The sequence below is a fragment of the Cupriavidus sp. GW822-FHT03E04 genome, assembly GCF_058801495.1.
In genome coordinates this window covers 44,999-65,418 of record NZ_JBXANI010000031.1, presented here as the reverse complement: position 1 = coordinate 65,418, position 20,420 = coordinate 44,999, and the positions used below count along the sequence as shown (strand labels likewise).

General features: G+C 63.1%; 16 protein-coding genes. 10 read left to right on the top strand and 6 right to left on the bottom strand.

What is annotated here, in order from left to right; all coding sequences use genetic code 11:
* The first annotated feature begins 89 nt into the window (after positions 1 to 89).
* Positions 90 to 671 carry a superoxide dismutase [Fe] gene (gene sodB / locus AC1RQC_RS33820; protein ID WP_006157940.1) on the top strand — a complete coding sequence of 194 codons (582 nt, stop codon included), beginning with the start codon at positions 90 to 92 and terminating at the stop codon, positions 669 to 671.
* A gap of 208 nt (positions 672 to 879) precedes the next feature.
* Here the strand turns inward: sodB and AC1RQC_RS33815 are convergent, their stop codons facing one another.
* Genes AC1RQC_RS33815 through AC1RQC_RS33790 form a run of 6 tightly spaced genes read right to left on the bottom strand, consistent with a single transcriptional unit; the run spans position 880 to position 6,817 of the window.
* Positions 880 to 1,917 carry a type VI secretion system protein TssA gene (locus tag AC1RQC_RS33815; protein WP_492373348.1) on the bottom strand — a complete coding sequence of 346 codons (1,038 nt, stop codon included), beginning with the start codon at positions 1,915 to 1,917 and terminating at the stop codon, positions 880 to 882.
* Positions 1,918 to 1,919: 2 nt separating this feature from the next.
* Entirely contained in the window at positions 1,920 to 2,960 is a 1,041-nt protein-coding gene (gene tssG, locus AC1RQC_RS33810; protein ID WP_492885875.1) for a type VI secretion system baseplate subunit TssG, read from the bottom strand.
* Positions 2,961 to 2,962: 2 nt separating this feature from the next.
* On the bottom strand, positions 2,963 to 4,843 hold the full coding sequence (gene tssF / locus AC1RQC_RS33805; RefSeq protein WP_492885873.1) for a type VI secretion system baseplate subunit TssF: 1,881 nt from the start codon (positions 4,841 to 4,843) through the stop codon (positions 2,963 to 2,965).
* Between the two features lie 4 nt (positions 4,844 to 4,847).
* The gene (tssE, locus tag AC1RQC_RS33800; protein ID WP_492373351.1) at positions 4,848 to 5,378 is read right to left on the bottom strand and encodes a type VI secretion system baseplate subunit TssE; all 531 of its coding nucleotides are present in this window, start codon (positions 5,376 to 5,378) and stop codon (positions 4,848 to 4,850) included.
* Complete coding sequence (locus AC1RQC_RS33795) at positions 5,371 to 6,207, bottom strand: type VI secretion system accessory protein TagJ (protein ID WP_492885871.1); 837 nt, start codon at positions 6,205 to 6,207, stop codon at positions 5,371 to 5,373. Before AC1RQC_RS33795 ends, tssE begins: the two co-directional genes overlap by 8 nt.
* On the bottom strand, positions 6,197 to 6,817 hold the full coding sequence (locus tag AC1RQC_RS33790; protein ID WP_492885869.1) for a TagK domain-containing protein: 621 nt from the start codon (positions 6,815 to 6,817) through the stop codon (positions 6,197 to 6,199). The genes AC1RQC_RS33795 and AC1RQC_RS33790 overlap by 11 nt, the downstream gene beginning before the upstream one ends.
* 510 nt (positions 6,818 to 7,327) lie before the next feature.
* Here AC1RQC_RS33790 and tssH point away from each other — a divergent pair.
* From tssH to AC1RQC_RS33745, 9 genes are all read left to right on the top strand, one after another.
* Complete coding sequence (tssH, locus tag AC1RQC_RS33785) at positions 7,328 to 10,060, top strand: type VI secretion system ATPase TssH (RefSeq protein WP_492885867.1); 2,733 nt, start codon at positions 7,328 to 7,330, stop codon at positions 10,058 to 10,060.
* A 51-nt stretch (positions 10,061 to 10,111) separates the two neighbouring features.
* The gene (gene tssB, locus AC1RQC_RS33780; protein ID WP_492373355.1) at positions 10,112 to 10,645 is read left to right on the top strand and encodes a type VI secretion system contractile sheath small subunit; all 534 of its coding nucleotides are present in this window, start codon (positions 10,112 to 10,114) and stop codon (positions 10,643 to 10,645) included.
* A 49-nt stretch (positions 10,646 to 10,694) separates the two neighbouring features.
* On the top strand, positions 10,695 to 12,188 hold the full coding sequence (gene tssC, locus AC1RQC_RS33775) for a type VI secretion system contractile sheath large subunit (RefSeq protein ID WP_492373356.1): 1,494 nt from the start codon (positions 10,695 to 10,697) through the stop codon (positions 12,186 to 12,188).
* Positions 12,189 to 12,316: 128 nt separating this feature from the next.
* Entirely contained in the window at positions 12,317 to 12,802 is a 486-nt protein-coding gene (locus AC1RQC_RS33770; protein ID WP_043344077.1) for an Hcp family type VI secretion system effector, read from the top strand.
* A gap of 75 nt (positions 12,803 to 12,877) precedes the next feature.
* Complete coding sequence (locus tag AC1RQC_RS33765; RefSeq protein ID WP_492885865.1) at positions 12,878 to 13,489, top strand: T6SS effector amidase Tae4 family protein; 612 nt, start codon at positions 12,878 to 12,880, stop codon at positions 13,487 to 13,489.
* Between the two features lie 11 nt (positions 13,490 to 13,500).
* On the top strand, positions 13,501 to 15,969 hold the full coding sequence (locus tag AC1RQC_RS33760) for a type VI secretion system Vgr family protein (RefSeq protein WP_492885863.1): 2,469 nt from the start codon (positions 13,501 to 13,503) through the stop codon (positions 15,967 to 15,969).
* A gap of 8 nt (positions 15,970 to 15,977) precedes the next feature.
* Complete coding sequence (locus AC1RQC_RS33755; protein ID WP_492885861.1) at positions 15,978 to 16,838, top strand: DUF4123 domain-containing protein; 861 nt, start codon at positions 15,978 to 15,980, stop codon at positions 16,836 to 16,838.
* Positions 16,835 to 19,423 (top strand): T6SS effector BTH_I2691 family protein, encoded by a 2,589-nt coding sequence (locus tag AC1RQC_RS33750; RefSeq protein WP_492885859.1) that lies wholly within the window; start codon positions 16,835 to 16,837, stop codon positions 19,421 to 19,423. Before AC1RQC_RS33755 ends, AC1RQC_RS33750 begins: the two co-directional genes overlap by 4 nt.
* 6 nt (positions 19,424 to 19,429) lie before the next feature.
* Positions 19,430 to 20,377 (top strand): DUF6708 domain-containing protein, encoded by a 948-nt coding sequence (locus AC1RQC_RS33745; RefSeq protein WP_492885857.1) that lies wholly within the window; start codon positions 19,430 to 19,432, stop codon positions 20,375 to 20,377.
* The last annotated feature ends 43 nt before the right edge of the window (positions 20,378 to 20,420 follow it).

The window sequence follows — 20,420 nt, the reverse complement described above, 5'->3', positions numbered from 1 at the left end:
GGGCTTTGTTTGCCGCGTTTGCGCGGGTATGGCAAGTCCCCTACAATCGACAATTCCTGATCTTCAACCCCACAGAAAGAGACAGAACAATGGAACATACTCTCCCCCCGCTGCCTTACGCTCATGATGCGCTCGCTCCGCACATCTCCAAGGAGACCCTGGAGTTCCACCACGACAAGCACCACCAGACCTACGTCACCAACCTGAACAACCTGATCAAGGGCACCGAGTTCGAAAACTCGACGCTCGAAGAGATCGTCAAGAAGTCCTCCGGCGGCATCTTCAACAACGCTGCCCAGGTGTGGAACCACACCTTCTACTGGGACTCGCTCAAGCCCAACGGCGGCGGCCAACCGACCGGCGCGCTGGCCGATGCCATCAACGCCAAGTTCGGCTCCTTCGACAAGTTCAAGGAAGAATTCACCAAGACCGCGGTCGGCACCTTCGGTTCGGGCTGGGCCTGGCTGGTGAAGAAGGCCGACGGCTCGCTGGACCTGGTCTCGACCTCCAACGCCGCTACCCCGCTGACCACCGACGCCAAGCCGCTGCTGACCTGCGACGTGTGGGAACACGCTTACTACATCGACTACCGCAATGCCCGCCCGAAGTATGTCGAGGCATTCTGGAACGTCGTGAACTGGGACTTCGCCAGCAAGAACTTCGCTGGTTGATCTGGCGAGCGGTTGCCGCTGCACAAGACATTGAAAAATGGCCCCTGGGATTCAGGGGCTTTTTTTTGTCTCGATGGCGGACACGTGCCAGCGTTGGGGGCGCTACCCATGCCGGCGACCGCGGCAGTCGCTCGAAACAATACGTTCTGGTGTCTCCGAGCATACTTAAAGATGCATGGAACGATGCGCTCCCCGAACGGTTGGAAGATCACGAATTGTCCTGCGCCCAGCGCTCCACCAGCTCGGCGGGGATTGCCTGGAACACTTCATCGAAGCGCTTGCCGGTCAGCCGCTCGGCTTGCCTGAGCAGTAGCGCCACGGGGCTGCTGGGTTCATGTAGTTCGAACCATTGACGAGCGGTGCGCACGCCGGCCAAGGCGGCATCGCGGTCCCGCGGCATGGCGGCGGCGGCATGCTCGGTGGTCGCTATAGGGGAAAGACCACCTGCGGCACCGTCGCCTGTCGAGGCCGCGACGCTCAAATCGGGCCGCGGCGCGGCGGCGGCCACGACATTGCCCGTCATCGTGCCGAGTAGCTTGAGCAGCGGGCTCAGGTCAGGGCGGTCGTTCTGGAGGTTGGCTTTTGCCCAGTCGTCGATGGCAGCGGCATATCCTGCGGCTTCGTCCAATGCGAGGAGGGCGGGGCTGTGCTGCTGGCGCAAATCCTGCAATTGCAGGCGCACCGATTCCGGCGCCGGGGCGTCCACGGGCCGTGGCACACCGAGCGAACGCTCGACGTCCCGGACCTGCAGCCGTAGTGCGGCATTGCCCGTGATCGTCAACGCCCGCACGTCCCGCATCAGCCCGTCCGGGTCGGCCAGTGCGGCCAGTGCGTTGGCGCGCATGGCAGGATCGGCTTCGCCATCGACCGTCAACTGCGGATGGATCGCATCCGGCCATTTCGTCAGCAGTTGCGCCAGCGCCTCGAGGCCGTCTCTCAGCCCGGCCGTCTGGGCTAGCCGAGTACGGCACCGCAGCTGCAGCACCAAAATGCGGATGTCGCGCGTTCGCAAGAGCAGGCGCTGGCAGTCGCGCTCCAGCTCGGCCCAGTTGCAGGCTTCCGGCTCACTGACGAAGTCGCCGTACTGTGCGTCCGCCTTCGGAGCGGCCTTGGCCAGAAGCACGACGAATTCAGGGTCGTACTCCAGGTCATCGCCGCATGGCCTGTCGGGAGAGACCGGTTCCAGCAGCTCCGGGAAGGGAAATTCAGGTCTTGGCGCCGGCACGGGCTTGGTTTTGGCTTTCATAGTCAATGTGTCGCGTAGTGTTCGGGCTCGAACACCATGCCGGTGATGGCGCGGCTGCGATCCGGTTCGCCCAGCCACGTAGACCAGCCCAGGCGTTCCTGTGAGCCCAGGATGGCGGGTGGCGCCGAGTCAGGGATCACCTGCAGCTCGGCTTCCCAAACGAATTCATGGCCTACGAAGGCGCGCACCCATTCAATGAGCGTCGGAAGGTCCCGGCCGTTGGGCGTAAAGTTCAGGTACTGCTGCAGCCCGAGCGGACCGATCACCAGGCGGAACTTGTGCTGCCGGTCCGGTACCATCTCGCCAAGCATGGCGCCTTGCCCCATGACGCTGGGGGCGCCCGGATGCCCCAGGCGGCTGTGTTCGGCCGGATCGATGGCGATCCAGTGCAGCACATATTCTTCCAGTCTGACGGATACCCCGAAGAAGTGCGAGAGCGTGGCCGCAATGCCATCGGGATTGCGTGCTTCGCGCACCTGATGCGCACCGGCGGCGAGCCGCGCGTGCGGGGGCAGGGGACTGTGCGCGATCTCTTCGGCTTCGTTGCCCGTCAGCCAGCCGATATAGCGGGAGAACACCTCGTCGTCGCGCCGATCGAGGCCCGCTGCGGCTTGCGAGCCTGCCCAGGCACGGTAGAACTGCGTGAAAGCGCGATGGTGGAACAGATCCAGAAAATCGGCGGTGGTGCTGTCCCGGTGTGTTTCACTGCGCTCCCGTACGATTTCCGTCAGGTGGATCGGCAGTGCCCCATTCGGCCCCAGCATGCCCAGGCCAAACAACTGCACCTTGAGCCGGCCAGGCAGCGGCTGCACCTGCGCGATCTCGCGGGGCGCGAATGTGAGCGCGGCCTGCTGGCCAGCCCGGAATGGCTCGTCGCGCGGCCGGCTGGCCTGCCCGATCGGGGGCAAGTCAGGGTGCCGGGCGGACAGATGCCGCAGGAGTCCCAGAAAGCTCAGCTTCCACGGCGCCTGGCCGGCGTAGCTTCCTAGCGGCGCCGGGGCCGTTAGCGCTGGCGGCGCGTTGTCGTCGTGTCCTTTGTACATGGCTACACGGCGCTACGGCCGCCCATGCGCACGGGCCAACGATGCACCAGGCCGCGTTGCATCGAGTGCAGTTCGGTCTGCGTGAAGACGTTGACTGACACGTGACGCGCCAGGAAATGCTCCAGCACCACGCCGAACAGGTATGGGCTGATGCCGGAGAAGCCGGCTTCGTCCACGGTAAGCTGGCACTGGATACCACGGCCGTAGATCAACGGGCCGTTGCCCGGCAGCCGTCGCATGACCGGCTCCACCTTCGAGCCGATCAGGCTCTGGATCTGCGCCTGGTGCGCCAGATCGTCGCTCGCCACGAAAAGCCGCAGCATGTCACGCAGACCCTGGCCGCCCGAGCGATGTTCCAGGTCGGTCAGCGACAGGTAGTTGAAGCCCAATAGCCGGATCAGCCGCCAGGCCATTTCGCCGTCCGCATAAGGTGGCCGAGGTGCCGACGGCGCGCGGATCAGGCCGATCCCGTCCACGGGGATGGATGCCGCCGGGGTCAGGTCGTGCAGGCCATTGCGCGGTACCAGATTAGGCAAGTCGCGATTGGTGGCCAGCGACTCCACCGACAGGTAGCGCAAGGTGTCCGGGTAAGGGGCCTCGTGCTGGTCCACCAGCGACACGAACAGCTCGGTACCGACGTATGCGGTGCGAGTGCCGTACTTGCGAGCCTGCTCCGAGAGCATCCGGCGCTCGCGCCGCAGGGAAAAGTAGCGGCCGTGATTACCCTCGTCACTGTTCAGCGTGGCAAAGAGCGGCTGAAAGGCGATGCTGGCGCTGTGCTCGGACTTTTGCCCGGATAGCTGCTTGACGGTGTAGATTTCGTAGTCGAGCGGATGCTGTCGGTCGGCGACCAAATGGAAGTCGGTGCGCCCGGGTGTGATCTCGATGCGATCGGTGCGTTTCGGGAACAGATTGACCACCGGTGTGCAAAAGAGCGCGAACTGATCCCGGTCGACCTGGCTGGTCAGATTGCCAGGCGGCTTTGACAGCAACACGACGATCTCGGCCTCCTTGCCGCGGATCCGGCCGAACCCTTGTGCCAGCTTGTTGAGGCCGAAGAAGTAGAAGCGCTGCGGGCATGCGAAATACTCATGCAACAGGTTGTGCCCAAAGAAGTTGTTCCACGGCAACGGCAGCGCGCCCTCGCCCGGACCCATACCCACATAGCTGACGGCATCCTCTGTCACCGCGTAGGGGCGTTCGCTCATGGCGCCGGGCAGTCCAATCAGCGTGGCGACGCCGGCGCTGTGCAAGAGCTCGAACAGGTGCGAGGCGATCTGGTCGTCCCCGCACAGATAGACTGGCAACTGGTCCAGGCCGGGCAATTGATCGAAGTTGGCCTCGCGCGTGCAGCGCAGGCGTAGGCGCAGCGCTCCCTGTACCGTCAGGTGGGCAGGCACATAGCGCTCCAGCCCGCGAATGTCCGGTGGAATGCCAGTGAGCCGGGCTTCGGTGATTTCGAGCGGCCACAGCGTCAGCGGTTGCGTGGTCCTGAACTGGCAGGCCGTCTTCTCGCCCGGCGCCGGCGCGGCATCGAGCTGCGCGCCGCGCGGCACCTCCACGCCGCGGGCAAGATTGCCCGCGATCCGGCTGGGGCGGAACTGTGCGACAGCAATCGACGGCGTCGGCGCAACGTAGTTCGGGTAGACCACCTCCAGCAGCCGCTGCGTAAAGCGCGGAAACTCCGCATCGAGCTTGATCTGGGTGCGCGCCGACAGAAAGCAGAACGCCTCGATCAGGCGTTCCACATAGGGGTCGGCCACCTCGGTGCCATGCATGCCCAGGCGCCTCGCCACCTTCGGGTGCTGATTGGCGAATTCCCCGGCCAGCTCGCGCATGTAGACGAGCTCGCGGTTGTAATAGTCGAGCAGTTGCGGATCCATGGCGTCAGGTGGTGTGAATCGATTGGACGCTCATCCGGCTGGTTTCCAGGTCGAGCGAGCTTTGGGCAGTGAATGCCATCGGGTACGGGTCCATATGGATCAGGCCCTTGATCTCGAAAACCAGGGTGTTGTAGCGCTGCGGCGCGTCTTCCTTCAAAAGCGGCTTCACGTCCAGCGAGCCGGGAATGAGCCGGGGCTCGAAGTCCAGGATGGCGCGCCTGACGATGTTGACGATGTCGTTCCACTTGTGCTCGGACAGGTAACTGCCGGCGACCGGTGGTACCCCGTAGTTGATCGTCGATGCCGCGGCAGCGGGATAGCGCTCGCGGTCAATCTCATCCTCGCGGTTGGTGGTATTGAGCAGATAGGTGAGATCGCGCTGGATGATCTCGCGCATCTGGGCGCGCGTGACGGTGTATTCGTTCGCGCTTTCGGTCTGCCGTTGGGGCGCGTCGTCGCGCAGCCGGTCAAAGAGCGTCGGCAGCAGCTGCGTATTCGGGCGGCGTGGTACCCGCGGCGGGCGGTGGTCAGCCATGCCCGGCTACCAGAGTGAGGGTCGCCACATCGAGCATGGCCACATCGCCCGCATCCGTCATCCAGGTCTTCTGGCCGAATCCGATGACACCGGTTTCGCCCACTTCGGCCCAGTTGGTTTCGCGGGCGAGCCGGATGGCGTCGCTACCCTGCTCAGAGTTGGGGTAGCGCACCGGCATGAAGCCACGGCTGACCACACCGTCGGAGAGCGTCACGGTGGCCGGGCGCCACAGCAGATCGAGCAAGCCGGCAGGCTCGGCCAGCTCAAGCTTGTGCATCTGGGCAAAAGGCAGCCAGGCGTAGCGGCCCGCCGCCACGATTTCGCAGGTCGGGCCCAGGCGCGTGTCGGTGTCGGTGATCCACGCGAAGCGCACACCGTCGTGCATGCCGGGCGAGGCCGGGACCTCCGACAGTGCCAGGTTGCGGCTGCTATCGGCGGCGGCGATGTCACCGGCTTCGGTTTGTACGAGCGCGACGTGCAGCCCGGGCATCCAGGCCGGGGCCGGCAGCAGGGTGCCGGGGGCGCGCCGGCCTGCGAAGACCTCGCGCCGGAACACCTCCGCGCGGATCAAGTCGCGGTAGACATGCGCGGTTTGCGCAAAGTCGGGTGCGAGCTGCGTGGCCACCTGCAGTTGCCGGAGCGCGCGCGTCCAGTCACCAACCACGCACAGCCACTGGAATAGCTGCCAACGGGAGTCAAATGAGCCGGGCTGCAGGCGCACCAGGCCTTCCGCTGCGCAGAGCGCGCCGGCGGCCGATCCGGTTCGGCGCAGGACTGAAGATAGCCCGGCGTCGCGTGTGCTTTCGGGGGCTTGCGTATCAAGCGCCATGATCGGGCTCCGGCGTTGGCGTTGGCTTTTGCGTTTGTGCCTGTGCAGGGCGGTAGGCGCTATCCATCGAGATGAGGTGGTGTTCGCGGCGGGTAAGGGGAGCGGCGACGTCACGGCGCCTGGTGGGCACGATGTCCCCTGCGAAGAGCCAGAGCACGTCCGGCGCAGGCGGGATCACAAAGAACGGGTAGTCATCCAGGGTCTGCGGGGAGCCAATCAGGGCGTTGATGTGGCCGGCGGTGGCAAGCATGTCCATCAAGCTGTGGGTATGGTCGGCCTCGCGTGCGAGCCTCTGCAGCGGGTTCCGAGCGGTCTCCGCCGGTACAACCGATGCCGCCCCAGTGGTGGCCCCCGGGTGGGCGCTCAGGTAGTCGGGATCGCGTAGCGCCGCCTCGGCCTCGCGTTTGAGCTGCTCGATCACGTCAGTCCGATCGGGGGCAGCAGTTTGCGCTGTGCGCTCGCCAGCGGCTGGTCTCAGCACCGAGAACGGATCGGCAGTGCCCGGGTGCATTCCGCCGAGCGCATCCCAAGGCCAGGGCGTATCGCTATCGCGGTCGAATCCGGGGTCGGTGGCGCCGGTCCCTGCCGGGAGGGGCTGCGAGTCGCTCATGACCTTGCCTCGCTAGTGATAGGTTCAGGAATGGACCCGATGATAATCGAAAATCACGGCTAGACAAAATGCAAACGGATGTCATTAATTGCGGTCTGCGCGATGGCTTTGAATTAAGGATCCGTTGTCCTAATGTTTTTAGGACTTGTCCTATAAAAAAGCCGCTATTGTCCTATAAAACGCCGAAATTTTTCGGAATCAATATTGGGAAATTTCCGAATCTTTCATGTCTCGGTTCGTGAGCGTCGTAAATTACTGCGCCTCCATGCTGGACGTGATAGACGCACACGTATTGGTCACTTTGGGCTATTTGACTACCAAGGATCCACGGCGATCAGGCTTCCTGTCTGGTCACGGAAGCCGCACTGCGATGATCACGGAAGGGGTTTACGCATCTAATGTTTTTGCCATATCCTAAAAAGGGGTTAATCAAGAACTCCATCGCAAGAACTCCATCGGGCAAGCGCAGTCGATCGCAGTCGATCATTCAAAAAAAGAGCAAGGCATCAAATGGACATTTCGCGTCAGGCGCTGTTCGGCCGACTCAATCCCACCCTATTCAAGGCGATCGAAAGCGCGACCGCCTTCTGCAAACTCCGCGGCAACCCGTACGTGGAGCTTGTGCATTGGCTGCACCAGTTGCTGCAGGCCCCCGATGGCGACCTGCAGCGGATCCTGCGCCATGCCTGCGCCGACCTGCCCGCCCTGGAAGCCGACCTGACGCGCGCGCTGGGCTTGCTGCCAGCCGGCGCCACGTCGATCAGCGACTTCTCGTTCCAGATCGAGTCCGCCATGGAGCGGGCGTGGGTCTACGCGACACTGGCCTTCGCCGATGACCACGTGCGCGGCGCCTACCTGCTGAGCGCACTGCTCAAGACGCCGGAATTGCGCCGTACGGTGCTGGGCATCTCGAATCAGTTCGCGAAGGTACGTGCCGATGACCTGGTCGAAGCCGTTCCCGCGTTGGTCGCGCAGTCGCCCGAAAGCCGGGAAGCGGCCTACGACGGCAGTGGCCTCGCACCGGCCACGCCTGGCGAGGCCAGCGGCGCCTTGGCGCCCACGGGTTCCGGCAAATCTGCCCTTGGCCAGTACTGCCTCGACCTGACCGAGGAGGCCCGCGCCGGCCGGCTGGATCCGGTGATTGGCCGCGAGCACGAGATCCGCACCATGACGGACATCCTGCTGCGCCGCCGCCAGAACAATCCGCTCTTGACGGGAGAGGCTGGGGTTGGCAAGACCGCCGTCATCGAGGGACTCGCCCAGGCCATCGCTGCGGGCACGGTGCCGCCGAGCTTGAAAGATATCCGGCTCCTGAGTCTCGACGTCGGGGCGCTGCTGGCCGGCGCCAGCATGAAAGGTGAATTCGAGGCGCGGCTGAAAGGCGTGCTGGAGGAAGCCGCCAGGTCCCAGAAGCCGGTGATCCTGTTCGTGGATGAAGTCCACACGCTGGTCGGCGCCGGCGGCCAGGCCGGCACGGGCGACGCTGCCAATCTGCTCAAGCCGGCGCTGGCGCGAGGCGCGCTGCGCACGATCGGTGCTACCACCTGGAGCGAATACAAGCGCCACATCGAGAAGGATCCGGCGCTCACGCGCCGGTTCCAGGTCCTGCAGGTGATGGAGCCAGAAGAAGCCAAGGCTGTCGCCATGGTGCGGGGGCTGGTCGCCACCTTCGAGGCGCACCACCGGGTGTTCATCCGCGACGAAGCGGTGCGTGCCGCCGTCAAGCTCTCCCATCGTTATATCCCCTCCCGGCAGTTGCCGGACAAGGCCATCAGCCTGCTCGACACGGCTTGTGCCCGCGTGGCGCTGTCACTGCACGCCCCACCGGCAGAAGTCGAGCACCTGCGCCAGCAACTGGCCGCTGCCGACGCCGAATGCGCGCTGCTCGCCAAGGATGCCGGCTTCGGCAAAGCAGATGCCGAGCGGATAGCCGGCGTACATGCCCGGCGCGCGCAGATCGATGCCGACCTGGCGCAGGCCGAAGCGCGCTGGGAGCGCGAACGAAGCCTGGCGAGCGACCTGGTCGCACGCCGGCAGGCGCTGGTCCAACCCCCGGCGATCGAGCCGGTGATCGAGCCAGCGAGCACGGCGCAGCCTCAGCAGTCTCTGGCTGAGCTCGAAGCCGACCTGCGTGCGGCGCAAGGGGAGGCGCCGCTTGTGTACACGGAAGTGGACGAAGCCGTGGTCGCGGCCATTGTCGCCGACTGGACGGGCATCCCGGTTGGGCGCATGGTCGCGGACGAGGTGGCCACGGTCATGCGGTTGCCGCAGACCCTTGGCACTCGCGTCATCGGCCAGGACCACGCGCTGGCCCAGCTCGGCGAGCGTGTCCAGACCGCCCGTGCGCAGTTGACCGATCCCGGCAAGCCGGTCGGCGTGTTCCTGCTGGTAGGCCCCTCCGGCGTCGGCAAGACCGAGACGGCCCTGGCGCTGGCCGATGTCCTCTATGGCGGCGAGCAGAACCTCATCACCATCAACCTCTCCGAATTCCAGGAGCCGCACACTGTGTCGACCCTCAAGGGCGCACCGCCAGGCTATGTCGGCTACGGCGAAGGGGGCGTGCTGACCGAAGCGGTGCGCCGCCGGCCCTACAGCGTGGTGCTGCTTGACGAGGTCGAGAAGGCGCATGCCGACGTCCACGAAGTCTTCTATCAGGTGTTCGACAAGGGCTACATGGAAGACGGCGAAGGGCGCCACATCGACTTCAAGAACACCATCCTGCTGCTCACCAGCAACGCTGGCTCGGATCTCCTGGCGAATCTCTGCGAGGACCCGGCGCTGATGCCGGAGCCCGCCGCGCTGCGCGACGCGCTGATGCCGGCGCTGCGCAAAGTCTTTCCGGCGGCGTTCCTCGGCCGCCTGGTGATCGTGCCCTACCTGCCGCTTGCCGCCGAACACCTCGGCCGCATCGTGCGCCTGCACCTGGGCCGCGTCGTGGCCCGCATGCACGACCAGCACGGCATTGCGCTCACCTATGGCGACGCCGTGGTCGAGTTCATCGTGGTGCGCTGCCCGGTTGGCGAAACCGGAGCTCGCCGTTTGATCAGCTTTATCGAGCAGGTCGTCCAGCCGCAACTGGCTCGCCTGTGGCTGTCGGCGATATCGGAGAAGCGCCAGCTGGCCGCGATCGACATCCGGCTGGCGGGAGAGCCGCCAGATGCGCCCGCACTGACCTATCACACCGAGTACCGTGCCGGCCACGACGCTGTTGGGCCGGAATATCCCGAAGCCGAAGCGGCCTGACGCCGTGCGGCACGTCCTTGCAACCCCTCTTGTCACCCGTTGAGGAGACCTATGTCTGTTGTGAACAGTTCGCAGAAATTCATCGCGCGCAATCGCGCGCCACGTGTGCAGATCGAGTACGACGTTGAGGTCTATGGCTCGGAGAAGCGCATCGAGTTGCCCTTCGTGATGGGCGTCCTGGCCGATCTGTCGGGCAAGCCCGCCGAGCCGCTGCCGCCGGTCGCCGACCGCAAGTTCCTCGAGATCGATATCGACAACTTCGACGAGCGCATGAAGGCGATGAAGCCTCGTGTTGCGTTCGCTGTTCCCAATACGCTGGCCGGCGGCGGCCAACTGATGGTCGACATGACGTTCGAGAGCATCGAGGACTTCTCGCCAGCGGCGGTGGCCGGCAAGGTCGATGCGCTGCGGCAATTGCTGGAAGCCCGCACGCAACTCGCGAACCTGCAGACGTACATGGATGGCAAGTCGGGTGCCGAATCGCTGATCAATCAACTGCTGCAGGACCCCGCGCTGCTGCAGTCGCTCGCCAAGGCGCCCAAGCCCCAGGCTACCGATGGCGACGCCCAGGCGTCCCAGTCCTGACCGGAACGGCTTCTTGCCTACCTGAACAACCTTATCAAGCAAGGATTCCATGGCTTCCGCCCAACAAAAGCAACAGCAAGCCCTCGCGACCGTAGAGCAATCGGACTTCGCCGCACTGATCAGCCGCGAGTTCTCGCCCAAGACCGACCAGGCCCGCGAGGCCGTCGATCTCGCCGTCAAGACCCTGGCCGAGCAGGCGCTCGCCAGCGCGTTCACCATGAGCGACGATGCGTACAAGAGCATCGAGGCCATCATCGGCGCCATCGACACGAAGCTCTCCGAGCAGATCAACCTGATCCTGCACCACGAAGCCTTCCAGAAGCTGGAGTCGGCCTGGCGCGGCCTGCATCACCTGGTCTCGAACACCGAGACCGATGACAAGCTGCGCATCCGCGTGATGGATGTGTCCAAGGAGGACCTGCGTCGCACGCTGCGCCGGTACAAGGGCATCGGCTGGGACCAGAGCCCGTTCTTCAAGCGCATCTACGAAGAGGAATACGGCCAGCTCGGCGGCGAACCGTACGGCTGCCTGGTCGCCGACTACTACTTCGACCACACCCCGCCCGACGTGGAACTGCTGGGTTCGCTCGCCAAGATCTCGGCGGCCGCCCATGCGCCATTCATCGCCGGCGCATCGCCGTCCGTGCTGCAGATGGACTCGTGGCAGGAGCTGGCCAATCCGCGCGACCTGTCCAAGATCTTCCAGAACCAGGAATACGCGCCGTGGAACAGCCTGCGCAACTCGGAAGACGCACGCTACGTGGGGCTGGCCATGCCGCGCTTCCTGTCGCGCTTGCCATACGGCATCAAGACCAACCCGGTTGATGAATTCGACTTCGAGGAAGACACCGACGGCGCCGACCACCGCAAGTATGTGTGGAGCAACGCCGCCTACGCAATGGCGGTGAACATCAACCGCTCGTTCAAGCTGTACGGCTGGTGCACGCTGATCCGCGGCGTGGAGAGCGGTGGTGTGGTGGAGAACCTGCCGTGCCACACCTTCCCGACCGACGATGGCGGCCTCGACATGAAGTGCCCGACCGAGATCGCCATCTCCGATCGCCGTGAAGCCGAGTTGTCGAAGAACGGCTTTATCTCGCTGGTCCACCGCAAGAACACCGACTATGCGGCCTTCATCGGCGCGCAGTCGATGCAAAAGCCAGCCGAGTATTACGACGCCGACGCGACGGCCAACGCCAACCTGTCGGCACGGCTGCCGTACCTGTTTGCCTGCTCGCGCTTCGCACACTACCTGAAGTGCATCGTGCGCGACAAGATCGGGGCCTTCAAGGAGCGCGAGGACATGCAGCGCTGGCTCAACGAATGGATCATGAACTACGTTGACGCCGACCCGGCCAACTCCTCGCAGGAGACCAAGGCCCGCCGTCCGCTCGCGGCCGCCGAAGTGGTCGTCGAGGAAATGGAAGGCAACCCCGGCTACTACAGCGCCAAGTTCTTCCTGCGCCCGCACTTCCAGCTCGAAGGCCTGACGGTGTCGCTGCGACTGGTGGCGCGCCTGCCATCGGTCAAGGACGCCGCCTGAGCGTCGTCCGAGGCCTGAAATGTACCGGTAGTCCCGCATCAGGCACCCCCGCCCCTGATCCCTTGGGGGCGGGGGCCTTGTTGTGGCTCTTGTCTGCAGTACCTGTCTTAACGTGAAGGAGTTTTGCAATGGCACAGGACATTTTCCTGAAGATCAACGGCATCGACGGCGAGTCGCAGGACACCTCGCACAAGAACGAAATCGAAGTGCTGGCCTGGGACTGGAGCATCGAGCAGCAGTCCACCATGCACGCGGGTAGCGGCGGCGGCGCCGGCAAGGCGACCGTGTCGGACCTGTCCTTCGACCACTTCATCGATCGCGCTTCGCCCAACCTGATGAAGTACTGCCTGACCGGCAAGCACATCAACGAAGCGGTGCTGGTCGTGCGCAAGGCCGGCGGCAATCCGCTCGAATACCTGAAGCTCACCATGACCGACGTGGTCGTCACCAAGGTGAGCCCGAAGGGTTCGGTGGATGACGAGTTGCGCATGCGCGAGAAGGTCTCCCTGTCGTTCTCCAAGATCAAGCAGGAGTACGTGGTGCAGAACGCCCAGGGCGGCAGCGGCGGCGCCGTGACCGCGGGCTACGACATCAAGGGCAACAAGGAAGCCTGATTGTCTTGACCGTGCCCGCCGGCCACGCTTGACGTAGCCGGCGGGATCGCTGACCTGATCTGACCATCAACGGACATGGCTCTCTCACTGCGCTTCGATGACCTCTGGCATGCCTATCCGAAGCCCGAGCACGGCGACGAGGCCGCCCTGCGCCGGTCCCGGCTGGCTTTGTTCCGCCAGATTGGCTGGGAAAGCCGCCTTGACGATCCGGCCTGTGAGAACGCCTGCGCGATCCGAATGAGCCTTGCGTTAATGGCGTGCGGCGTCCATGTGGACGGCAACGATCCGATTCTGCTCGGCCGGTACAAGGGCATGAAGATCGAGACCAGCCGGGCACGCCTGGCCGAGCGGCTGAGCGGTCCGGCTTACCTGGGCGCCCCTCGTCGGCTCGATGTCACGAACCTGCGGGGTCTGATGACATGGACCGAGCAGGGGATCATCGCCTTTGACGAGACGCCCGGCTACGACGGCGGGCACATTGACTTGCTGCGAAATGCCTGGCTGGCCTCGGCGTTCGAATCGCATGACCTGCATCGTGTGCTGGCAGCTTCGACGCGGCGCATGGGGTGGCGCATGGCGTGGCGCGACAACAAGCTCGGCTACGAGGACATGGGCTACGCCGACACGGCCGATGCGGATGGCAGCTACGGGTTCCGCTCAACGCTTTACTTCTGGCCACTGGCCTGAGAGATGACCTCATGAGCATGCGAAATGATGTGGAGAACCTCATGGGAAGACGGCGCCGGACAGTCAGCGTCTCCAGTGCAGCCATCCCCGATCTGCTCGGGCAGCCGCAGCTGGAATTTGTGCGGCTCTCCGGCCATGAAGGTTTGAGCGAACTGTTTACCTACAAGGTCGATCTGCGAGCGGTCTCGCCAGCGGCCGAGCAGTTCCTCGCCGAGGCGGACCCCGATGAAATGATCGGGCGCGAGATGACGGTGACGATCGAGCTCGATGGCATGGGCACGGGCCTGCTGGGCGGCATTGGCGCCGGGCATCGGGAGATCACGGGTGTCATCTCGGAGATCGAACAGGTTGGCGGCGCTGCGGAGAATCGCCTGTACCGGTTCACGCTGCGACCCTGGTTGTGGCTCGCCACACAGACTTCGGATTTCAAGCCCTTCCAGAAGAAGACAGTCATCGAGATCCTGGATGAGGTCCTGGCGGACTATCCGTTCTCGGTGGAGAAGCGTCTTGACGTATCGATCTACCCCAAGCTGGTCTGGGAAGTGCAAAGCGGGGAAACCGATGCCCATTTCATCCAGCGCCTGACCGAAGAATATGGCATCACGTACTTCTTTGAGCATGACGGTGGGCACCATCGGCTGATCCTGGCCTCCGAAACGGGAGCGTATCGCAGTTTCCCCAGTGAGGCCTATCACACGCTGCCCATCTATCCGCATGGATTCAAGGTGGATCAGGAACATCTGGTGCGCCTCGATCCGGTCAACCGCTTGCGCACGGGCAAGGTCACGCTGAATGACTATGACTTTCGCAAGCCGCGGGCGGACCTGACCACCGACAACAGCCAGCCACGCGAAACCGGCTTCGCCGACTTTGAGCGCTACGAGTACCCGGGCGACTATGTGGAGCCGGCGGTAGGCGACATGCGGGCGAGGATTCGCATGGAAGAGCGCCGTGCCCGGGGCCGGCGCGTGCGCGGTGTCGGTGCCTTGCGTGGCGTGGCGCCGGGCTGCACCTACACGGTGAGCAATCACGGCAATCCCGCGTTGAACCGGGAGTTCCTCGTGACCAGCACGACGTTCGATCTTGAGGACGTCGGCGGCGAGTCCGGCAGCCGGCAGCGGTTTGCCTGCCGCGTGGCTTTTGAAGGCCATCCCACCGACGAAGTCTTCCGGCCGCCGCGTACGGTCGGCAAGCCGCGCGTCGCCGGCCTGCAGCGGGCGGTCGTGACCGGGCCGAAGAACCAGGAAATCTGGTGCGATGAGCACGGGAGCGTGAACATCCAGTTTGAATGGGACCGCTATGGGAAGCACGACGAGAACTCCTCACCGTGGATTCGTGTCGTCAACGGCTGGTCCGGCGAGCAGTTTGGCGCCATGCATGTTCCGCGTATCGGCCAGGAGGTCATTGTTGCCTTCCTCAACGGCGATCCGGATTGCCCGCTGATCGTCGGGCGGGCACCGAACCAGCTCAATATGCCGCCGTGGGCGCTGCCGGGGCAGCATGCGCTGTCGGGGATTCGAAGCAAGGAGTTGTTTGGTGAGCGTCACAACCATCTATTGATGGACGATACGCAGGACCAGATACAGAGTCAGCTTTCATCGGATCATCAGCTATCCCAGCTCAACCTGGGTTATCTGACGAACGTACCCGATCACGCCGGTCGCAAGGACCGCCGGGGAGAAGGCGCAGAGCTGCGGACCGATGGTCATATGGCGCTCCGGTCAGGGGCGGGGACATTGGTCTCCAGTGAACTGCGTATGCACGGACAAGGTGCAGCGCTGGACCTGTCCGAGGCAATGGATCGTTTGCGCGGAGCGCTTTCGCTCGCGGAGCAGTTGCAGCAAGCCTCTGTTCAGGCTCAGGCGCAGCACGATGAGCAAGATGGCGTTGCCAAGGCGATGGCGCGCCAGAACGATGCGATCAAAGGAGACGAAAGCCTGTCCGGTATGCTGGCAGAGCCTCACATTGTTGTCGCCAGCGCGGCGGGTATCGTTGCTACAGCCACTACCGATACCCACTTGCACAGTAGCCGGCACGCGACGATCACAACGGGAGAGCATCTGTCTCTGAATACTGGCAAAGGATTCTTCGCGAGTGTTCGCGGCATGTTCTCCTTGTGCGCGCATCTGCTAGGCATCCGTCTGTTCGCTGCAAAGGGGCCGATCACCTTGCAAGCACAGAACGATGTCATGCAGTTCTTTGCGAAGCTTGGCATCGACATCATCAGCACCGACGACAACATCCGCATTCTGGCCAAGAAGGAACTGCTGATTGGCGGCGGTAGCAGTCATACACGCTACAACGACGCCGGGATCACGCACCTCACGCGCGGAACAAATACCGCCCATGCCGCGGGGCATAGCTTCACTGGCCCATCGACAGAGACCGTGGCGTGGCCAAAGCTGGCCAAGAGCGCAGTCTGTGAGTTCGGGGTGCGCGACGCCGCAAGTAGCGGACAGGCCGTTGTGCCAGTGAGCTGAGGCAGATCATGATTCTCGAATACCTGGATGGGCATGACTGTCTGTTGCTCGACCCGCTGAACCTGGATAGCGACAGCGACTTGCATGGCCTGCCTCACAGTTCACTGGTGCTGGAACCGATGGGCGAGCAGAGGCACCTGTTTCCATGGCTGGTAGATCTGCGAGGCCTGAACGATGAGCAACGCAAGGCGCTGGCGGACCGCCATAGCTATGAGGCGTCGTCGGGTGCGGCACCCGCGATATCTGGCCTGATCTCAACCAGCGCGACATTCGGCGAGACCCAGGGCCATCTTAGCCGCAGGCTCCTCCTTCATGTCGAAGGAGAGCCGAAGGCGCTGTTCCGCTACTACGACCCGAGAGTGTTTCGGCATCTGTTGCGCATTCTCGGGCCTCGCAAGCAGCGGTCGCTCTACGGACCGATCACGAAATGGACCTACTGCCCCCCCGGCAAGGGATGGGTGACCGAAGCCGCTCCGCAGATCGACGACGAACGCAGTGAGACCCTCTCAAGGGAAGAAGCCTTGGCGTTGGGCCGCATCGTTCTTGTGAATGCCGTTCACGACGAGCTGGAACGTGCCGGCGGCTTCACGGCGTCCATGGACGCCATGCGCAGGATCGATGTCCTGCTGCAGCGTGGGCTGGACCGCCACAAGCTTGATGGCGTCGACCTGATCGCGTACGCGCAGCACAGCATGACAATCCACCCCGATCTGGATGCCTATCCCGAGGTGGACGACCTGATCAAGCGAAGTGCTGACGAACGTGGACTGTTTGCCGCGATGGCGAACCAATGGGGCTTTGAACAGCGCGCGCAGATCGCAAGCCATCTCGGCTCGCGCAAACCGGCATCGGAGAGGGGATATCAATGAAGGGCTGCAAGTTCTGCGACAAGAGTGGACTGGCGATCTATCCTGTGCGCTACGGCATTGCGCCGGAGACGAGCACGGTGCCGGAGCCGAGCGGGCCGTTTGCGCAATGGATCACCGCGGTGCCGGTGGCGCCCGCGAAGTACGTGCTGCGCCGCCTGCGAGCCAGCTACCTGTACTGTTGGAATGAAGCGGACAAGGCGCAGCCATTGAAGGGCTATATGGTGCTTCCGGAGGGGTATCTGTATGAATTCGACCCCAGGAAGCCCGCGCCATCCGCCGAGGAGGCGAAGTTCAATTGCGGGCAGGCGGGGCACGCCGCTATCGCCATGTGTGTCACGGTTCCACGCCCGGAGCAGGCGACCAAAGTCTGGCTGGGGGTCTCGGACACCGAGTGGACGGCGGCAACCATCGAGCGGCACCGCGATGCCGCATACCGGGACAGGCACATGCGTGTGCTTGACGTGCAGAAATGGTTGGCCACGCAGAATCACCAGCACGCCGAGCGGATCGCGCAACTGGACAAGCAGGTCGCCGACTTCTATCTGACCAACCGTACCAAGCCAGCATCCTTTGACTTTGCGCCGTGGCCCTGGCACCCGGTCAATGATCAGTATGCAGCGTTGTGCGAAAGGACGGCCGCGCTTGAAGGCGTGAAGCCGGCACAGAGCAAAGCCCTGTTCCTTGCCCTGCCAGACCCGGCTGGCATCGCCCAGGAGCTCTCCTTCCTGATGCAGTACGAACTGCAGCGCTTCAACAGCCGACCCGACTGGGCGCGTGAGGTGACGGTCAATGCCGCCATTCTGGGCATGAAGGATGCGGTCGAGCATAGCGCGGAGCTTGCTGAGCTGACCGCCGCGGAGAATCTGAAGGCACAAGCCTACGGCAACGAAAGCAGCGCGATGGCGCTGGAACGTGCCATTGACTACGTCGGCGGGACCAAGCTTGCCCAACGCCATGTCGAGCGGATCGAAAAGGGATACGAGGTCACCGCCGAAGACCTGAAGAAGGTAAAGGACCAGGCGTGGGGCCCCTACATTGACAAATACAACGAGCCGGCGCGCGCCAGTTTTGATAAGCGCTACAAGGAAGCGCTGGGGAAATTCGACCAGCGCATGATCCTGCCGCTGGCCGAGGCACATGCAGCTTGGTTGACAAACAGCCGAACCACGCACTACTTCACCTGCAACTTTGATACCGCAGATCTGGCCAGCGGCTTCGTCTACGAAAGCGTCCTGACCCGGATGATCATGGGTACAGAGGATAAGCGACCGTGCAGCCTGCTCTATCAGAAATGGCTGGATGGCGACATCTCCGACCCGAAGAATCATCTGCTGCGGGCCCTGGGCATCAATAACGACTCCCTCATCAGCAAGCTGAAGGAGGGTGCTGCCGGCAGCCTGGATCTGGCAGCGCTGCCTTGGGACAGCCTGATGGATAGCTATAAGCGTCTGGTGGAGGGGGCGGAGAAGCTGTTTGGCCAGACGGTGGAACAAAAGGCAAGCGCCGACAATCTGGCACGCCTGGTCATGTACATCGCCGGCTCCGGCGCCGCGTTTCTGGGTCGCGGATTGGACAAGGCGGCAGGCAAGTCATGGATGACCCTGGTTGCAACGCTTGGCGTGCGCATCGGCAAGCCGATCGTGGTGGTGGATGTGGTGGGCACCAAGAAGAAGTTCCGCGAACAGATGCTGCGGAGCATGCTGCGCCTGCAAACCGATGCCGGAGGCAAGCCAGCCTATTCCGAGAACCAGATCAAGAAGGCTGTGGCAGACGAGATGCGCCTGCTGCAGATCAAGGGCGAAGTACAGGAGGGAACCTTCAAGGGCCGGTTCCTGGTGGTGGTGGAGGGGGCGCATCTTGAGCGCATGCCGGCAGGTCTCAAACCGGCGGAGCAGGCAAGGTGGGCGGCAAAGTCCATACGCACGCTGGAGCAGTACGAGAGCAGCCTGGCCGCGCGCTTCCGGTCGACCATTACCAGCAGCATACGCCTGGGTGCGGTCATGGCACTGATCCAAGTCGCGGTCCTGTCGAAGGCCATCGATGGCGAAGAGAAGGCGTCTGGATGGGAAAGGTCGGAGAAGGGCTGGCGGATGCGCGCGGCAGGCGCAGCGCTTGCAGCGACGATCTGCGACGTTACGGAGAAGGTTCTGGAAAAGACGCCTTGGGGAAGGACGCCGCTTGGGCGGTTGCTGCTTAAGCAGCCACTGGCGAACATCACTTGGCTCGGCTTGGCTGGGCGTGTTTTTGGCGGGGTCGCGGCGGCGATCGTGGCCGTCTGGGACACCGTCAACGCGATCGAGCAGATTCGCCAGGAAAATTACGGCTTGGCCGCGCTCTATGGCTTATCCGCAGGAATCGGGGTCTTCCTTACCATCGCTGCAATGGGGGCATGGTCTGGGCCATTTGTCATCTTGGCGCTGATTGCGTTCTTCGCGCTGCAGGTGATTATCGGGCTGGTGGTCGACAACAAGCTGCAAGAGTGGCTAAAGCGCTGCGTTTGGGGGAAATTCCAAAGCAAAAGACCTGAGCACGCCTTCCAGACTGGCCGTGAGGAAATGCAGGAACTGCAGCAAGCATTAGGATAAAAAAATATGACAATGGACTATACCGGGAACACGCCAAAGTACAAGGTGAACCGGACTCTGACCGAGCAGGAGCGCGAGGACCGGCTATTTCAGAAACGAAAGACGATGGTGAGCAAGAGCGAGGACGTACAGGATTGGGATGCGCTGATCAGAATGAACTCGACCTTTATCGAGGTGGTGGACAAATTCTATGCCTGGAAGGGGATCGCTTTTGCTTTCGCTTTTGTAATGGGTTGCGGATGGAGCGCAGTGATCATATGGATGACGTGGTACGGATTGTCCGTGAATTTGAGCAAAAGCCCGGATAAGGTTGGAGAGCTAATATCATTCCTTGTTTTTATGTGGATTCTATCAATTGTACTTCTTAAATTCCTGGGCTGGTTTGGTCACTTTGAGGCCTTTTCCTTTACGCACTGGCCCGTGCGCTTGAATAGGCGCAACCGCATGGTTTACGTTTTCCGCCGCAAAAGTGCCGGGGGAATGCTGGCACTCAAATGGGAAGAAATCTATTTCTGCATGGGGCCTGGTCAGCCTTATGCAGGGCGGCCTCCGCTAGTCTGGGATATTCGCGGCCACGTGCTGGCGCCGGACAAGAAGACGGTGCTCGATACCTTCTCGATGGGGCTTCACTGCACCAAGGACCTGCTGCCCTCTCACTGGGAATACTTGCGCCGCTATATGGAAGAGGGCCCGCAGAGTATTCCAATGCCGCGCCGGTATCTGCCGATTGCGGAGAAGCGCGAGTCTTTCCTGTTTGCTACCAAGGTGGCCTTCAGCAACTTCAGCTATGGCTATGCGTTCCTGCTGTTTGGCACGCCGTTCGCACTGATTACCTTGTTCGGGCGTTTGCTTTGCATGCCGACGAACAAGGTGCCGGTTTGGCCGGAGGAAGTGGAGGAGGCGTGCCGGATCGAGCCTGGCGACCCGTATGAGCAGCGCGTTTCAGGGGATTGAAAAATCAGGAGTGGATCAATCTCGAGTCGGGGCAGAAAGCGTC

Excerpts from the sequence above, each read along its gene's own strand:
- sodB (WP_006157940.1), top strand. The coding sequence starts at position 90 with ATGGAACATACTCTCCCCCCGCTGCCTTACGCTCATGATGCGCTCGCT.
- AC1RQC_RS33815 (WP_492373348.1), bottom strand. The coding sequence starts at position 1,917 with ATGAAAGCCAAAACCAAGCCCGTGCCGGCGCCAAGACCTGAATTTCCC.
- tssG (WP_492885875.1), bottom strand. The coding sequence starts at position 2,960 with ATGTACAAAGGACACGACGACAACGCGCCGCCAGCGCTAACGGCCCCG.
- tssF (WP_492885873.1), bottom strand. The coding sequence starts at position 4,843 with ATGGATCCGCAACTGCTCGACTATTACAACCGCGAGCTCGTCTACATG.
- tssE (WP_492373351.1), bottom strand. The coding sequence starts at position 5,378 with ATGGCTGACCACCGCCCGCCGCGGGTACCACGCCGCCCGAATACGCAG.
- AC1RQC_RS33795 (WP_492885871.1), bottom strand. The coding sequence starts at position 6,207 with ATGGCGCTTGATACGCAAGCCCCCGAAAGCACACGCGACGCCGGGCTA.
- AC1RQC_RS33790 (WP_492885869.1), bottom strand. The coding sequence starts at position 6,817 with ATGAGCGACTCGCAGCCCCTCCCGGCAGGGACCGGCGCCACCGACCCC.
- tssH (WP_492885867.1), top strand. The coding sequence starts at position 7,328 with ATGGACATTTCGCGTCAGGCGCTGTTCGGCCGACTCAATCCCACCCTA.
- tssB (WP_492373355.1), top strand. The coding sequence starts at position 10,112 with ATGTCTGTTGTGAACAGTTCGCAGAAATTCATCGCGCGCAATCGCGCG.
- tssC (WP_492373356.1), top strand. The coding sequence starts at position 10,695 with ATGGCTTCCGCCCAACAAAAGCAACAGCAAGCCCTCGCGACCGTAGAG.
- AC1RQC_RS33770 (WP_043344077.1), top strand. The coding sequence starts at position 12,317 with ATGGCACAGGACATTTTCCTGAAGATCAACGGCATCGACGGCGAGTCG.
- AC1RQC_RS33765 (WP_492885865.1), top strand. The coding sequence starts at position 12,878 with ATGGCTCTCTCACTGCGCTTCGATGACCTCTGGCATGCCTATCCGAAG.
- AC1RQC_RS33760 (WP_492885863.1), top strand. The coding sequence starts at position 13,501 with ATGAGCATGCGAAATGATGTGGAGAACCTCATGGGAAGACGGCGCCGG.
- AC1RQC_RS33755 (WP_492885861.1), top strand. The coding sequence starts at position 15,978 with ATGATTCTCGAATACCTGGATGGGCATGACTGTCTGTTGCTCGACCCG.
- AC1RQC_RS33750 (WP_492885859.1), top strand. The coding sequence starts at position 16,835 with ATGAAGGGCTGCAAGTTCTGCGACAAGAGTGGACTGGCGATCTATCCT.
- AC1RQC_RS33745 (WP_492885857.1), top strand. The coding sequence starts at position 19,430 with ATGACAATGGACTATACCGGGAACACGCCAAAGTACAAGGTGAACCGG.